Here is a 3649-nt window from a genome sequence, read left to right as displayed (position 1 = left end):
CTGAAAGCCTTGTGGCGCAAGGCATCGAGCGGGTCAACGAAAGAATCGGCCTTTGCGGGATTTGGCGAGGCGCTCGCAGAGCCGCTGATACCGTTTTTGTGTGCTTTTGACAACATGAGCCTCAGGGGGCTGAAGCGCCTATAGTGGGGGAAGATCTCCAGCTTCCCTCGTTGTCGATGTCGGATCTCACCCCCACGGGTAAGCTTCTGGCCGGGATCCAGGCCCAGCAGTCTGGCGACTTGCAAACCGCAGAAGCCATCTACTTAGAAATTCTGGCGGAGTTTCCGGATCAAGCTGATGCCCTGCACCTGCTGGGGACGGTGGCCCAGGCCAAGGGAGAGCGGGAATGGGCGGCTGCTTTGATTACCGAGGCCATTGCGCTCAATCCCTGCGTAGCCCTCTATCATCACAACCTGGGCGTTGTCTATGAATCTTTGGGGCAACTGGAAAAGGCGCTATCTTGCTATTGGCAGAGCCTGAGCCTCGATCCCAAGGCTTACCTTTCTGCTTTGCAAGCCGGCAAGATTCTTGTTAACCTACGCCGCCATCAAGAGGCGATCCCTTTGCTTAGCTCCTTGTTAGAAAATCCAGATCCGGCAGCAGGGATCCCTTGGGCTGAGGTGCATTTTTATCTGGGAATGGCCCATCGTGAGCAAGGGGAACACAGCGCGGCTCTGGCTCACCTGGAAAAGGCGTGGACTTTGGATCCCAATTTGGTGGTAGCTCGCTGGCTTTACCATCTCTATTTGCCCGCCCTCTATCAGGATGAGGAAGAGCTGCATAGATTTCGCTCTCGCTTTGTAGAACACCTGGATCGCCTCATTGAGGAGACGCCCTTGGACACCCAAGAGCAGCGGCGGCTTGCCTTTTTAGGGTCAAGCTGGGGAACGCCCCACCATCTGCAGTACCAGGGCTGCGACGACCTGGAGCTGCAGAAAAAATACGCTCAGTTTGTGCAGCGCATCGTGAAATCTTGCTACCCCAATTGGCACTCTCTTCCCCGGCAACCAGGGGATCCCATTCGCGTTGGCTTTGTCTCGGCCTCGATGCGCGCCTGCTCCTACAGCCGTCTTTCTTTAGGGTGGGTGAAGTACTTAAAGGCGAGCTCCCAGTGGCCTTTTCTGGTGTTTGCCTACCATTTGGATCCCAGAACCGACTTCATGACAGAGCAATATCGCCAGTATGCGGATGTATTTCGCCACATTCCCACTGGCTTTGAAGACGCCGCCCGTCAAATTCTGCAGGATCAGCTCGATGTTTTGGTGTATCTGGAAATTGGCCTTTCTCCCCTAATTTTGCAACTGGCATCTCTGCGGCTAGCCCCAGTGCAATGCTCCACCTGGGCTCATCCTGTAACTTCTGGACTTTCAACCATCGACTACTTCCTCTCCAGCGACCTGATGGAGCCCGAAGATGGGCAGGCTCACTACAGCGAAACCCTAATTCGGCTGCCCCGCCTGGGTACTTGTTTTGAAAAGCCCGTTTTACCTCAGCAAAAGCGTCATCGTGGGGATTTTGGCCTGCGCCAAGACGCAGTAGTTTATCTTACCTGTCAATACCTGGGCAAGTATCTGCCCCAATATGACTATCTTTTTGCCGCCATTGCCCAGCGAGTGCCCAACGCTCAATTTGTCTTCTTGGCGTTGCCCAATGCTGCCATTGCCCAACACTTTTGGCAGCGTCTTTCCCGAACTTTCTCCGCCTATGGCCTTTCTGCGGAAGACCACTGCTTGATCTTGCCCCAACTGGATCATCAAGACTACTTGGATCTCAACCGCTGCGCCGATATTATGCTGGATTCCTACGGCTGGTCGGGCGGGATCACCACCCTGGAAGCCGTTGCTGCCGGCTTGCCTGTAGTGACCTGCCCTGGCCGGTTCCTGCGGGGCCGGCACACCTATGCCATTCTCAAAAGGATGGGCCTTGATCTCTTAATTGCCCAAGACCTCCAGCGCTACGAAGAGTTGGCTGTCCAACTGGGAACGGATCCCCAATTTCGGCAGCAAATCTCCCAGCAGATCCAACAGCGGCGCGACCTGCTTTTTGAGGATCGAGACTGCGTGGCAGCTCTGGCCCATTTCTTGCTCACCAGGAAGCGCTACGCCAGCAGTGGTTATGGTTAGCTCACCCCAAGTAGAGGGCTTTGCTCCGGATCCCTTCCCGCAAATGGGTACAAGACTGGCTCGATGGTTCCGCCGTGCCCTTCTCGAGCTGGGCAGTGAGATAGGCCATCCGTGCTGAACGTAGGGCAAGGCTGTCAGTGATCTTCATTTTGTGCGAATTGCTCAAATCATCCTAATCTGGATCCAGAGGAACGTTAGCGATCCGGTGGCCGGGGGAGTGTCTATGTCATTGTCAGCGTTGAAGGTTTCTGGATCCCAGGTGCGGTTTTTCTGGGGCCTTCTGGCCTCGACTGTCCTCCTGGCAGGCTGTGGGGGGGGTGGGGGGACGGTGCCGCCTCTGGTCAATGTTTGCGAGCAAGCCTTTAGCCCAGAGTTTTTCGCATCAATTGGCCTGCGCCGCCAAGGAGATAGCCGCAGCGGAACCTTGGGGCCGAATAGCCTTTTGGAGTTCTACTTCGATAGCGCTGGCGAGGTTCAAAATGCCCGGGAAGTTCCACCGCCTCCTGGCACCTTCACCTTTTACTCAGATGGATTTCTCTACTTTCCTTCTGCAGCCAACGTTACCGGAGTTACCATCCGGCTGACCAGCCCGGTTTTCGATCCGCTGTTGGTCATCGGTGCCTTTGATACCGGTAGAAATTTGGATCGGAATGTCCTTTTTGTTAACGATGATGCTGCTCCTGGCAACTTTACCACCTCCCAGCTCACGATCCCGGTGCGGCAAGACCGCTGCTACTTGATCCAGGTGCAAAGTTACTGGGCGCAAAATGCTTCCCCAACCGCTGGGCCAGGTAGTCCTGGGCGAGGGCCATATACCCTCCAGGTGGTGAGCGAAACGTTTGCCACCCCTCCTCCTCTCCCTCCCTTGCAACAGAAGCCGGAGGATCCGGAGAACGGCGGTGGCGGTGACCGAGGTGGCGGCGTGGGTATTTAACTCTGGCGAGTGAGCCTGATGGCAAAGCTGGCGCTGCCACAGGTGGCCGTGCCACGAATGGAGCGCCCGTCGGCGCTGACAGTGCCACTCCACGTGATGGTTGGGGTACCGCTGCCCCCTATCTTGCCGCTGACAGAAAGTTGGTTGCGGATGAGCTGGCCACTGCGCTCCGCAAAACCGGGAGAGGAAACGCTGATCTGGTTGCCGTCTTGACGAATGGAGACGGTTTCCTGGATACCGGTTGCAACATTAACCTTACACAGGGATCCCTGCCAGACAAAGGATCCTCCCTCGTAGAGCCACTGGCCGCTCAAGGCAAGCTCTGCCGCAGGCGTTGGTGTTGCTGGGGCCGGTGTCGAGGTGGGCGGCGGAGGTGGAGTTGGGGTAGGGGTAGGAGCACGAGGAACAAGCGGCGTCAATCGAGGGATAGGGGTAAGCGTTGGTGTTGGCACCGGAGTGGGAGTGGGTGGCAGTACTGGAGTTCGAGTAGGCGTCGCCACCGGAGCGGGAGTGGGTGTTGGTGCCGGAGTTCGAGTAGGCGTCGCCACCGCAGAGGGAGTGGCTGATGGTGGCGGAGTTGGAGTAGGCGTTG

The 3649-nt window shown here is 56.9% G+C and carries 4 protein-coding genes; 2 read left to right on the top strand and 2 right to left on the bottom strand.

Annotation, left to right across the window (positions count from 1 at the left end):
• The first annotated feature begins 176 nt into the window (after positions 1–176).
• Positions 177–2123, top strand: a complete 1947-nt coding sequence (locus tag NW857_RS12535) for a tetratricopeptide repeat protein (RefSeq protein ID WP_414369143.1) — start codon at positions 177–179, stop codon at positions 2121–2123.
• A gap of 223 nt (positions 2124–2346) precedes the next feature.
• Positions 2347–3057, top strand: a complete 711-nt coding sequence (locus NW857_RS12530; protein WP_414335926.1) for a hypothetical protein — start codon at positions 2347–2349, stop codon at positions 3055–3057.
• On the opposite strand, the gene NW857_RS12525 is transcribed toward NW857_RS12530, so the two are convergent.
• Positions 3054–3371, bottom strand: coding sequence for a hypothetical protein (locus NW857_RS12525; RefSeq protein ID WP_414335924.1), 318 nt, complete (start codon positions 3369–3371; stop codon positions 3054–3056). The genes NW857_RS12530 and NW857_RS12525 overlap by 4 nt on opposite strands.
• On the bottom strand, positions 3313–3649 hold a 337-nt coding region (locus tag NW857_RS12520; RefSeq protein ID WP_414369141.1), incomplete at its 5' end, for a hypothetical protein. The genes NW857_RS12520 and NW857_RS12525, both read right to left, overlap by 59 nt.

Origin of the sequence: Synechococcus sp. H55.9 (assembly GCF_047462355.1) — a bacterium.
GTDB lineage: Bacteria > Cyanobacteriota > Cyanobacteriia > Thermostichales > Thermostichaceae > Thermostichus.
Note: the sequence above shows the minus strand (reverse complement) of the source record. Positions and strands in the feature narration are given on the sequence as shown.

Excerpts from the sequence above, each read along its gene's own strand:
- NW857_RS12535 (WP_414369143.1), top strand. The coding sequence starts at position 177 with ATGTCGGATCTCACCCCCACGGGTAAGCTTCTGGCCGGGATCCAGGCC.
- NW857_RS12530 (WP_414335926.1), top strand. The coding sequence starts at position 2,347 with ATGTCATTGTCAGCGTTGAAGGTTTCTGGATCCCAGGTGCGGTTTTTC.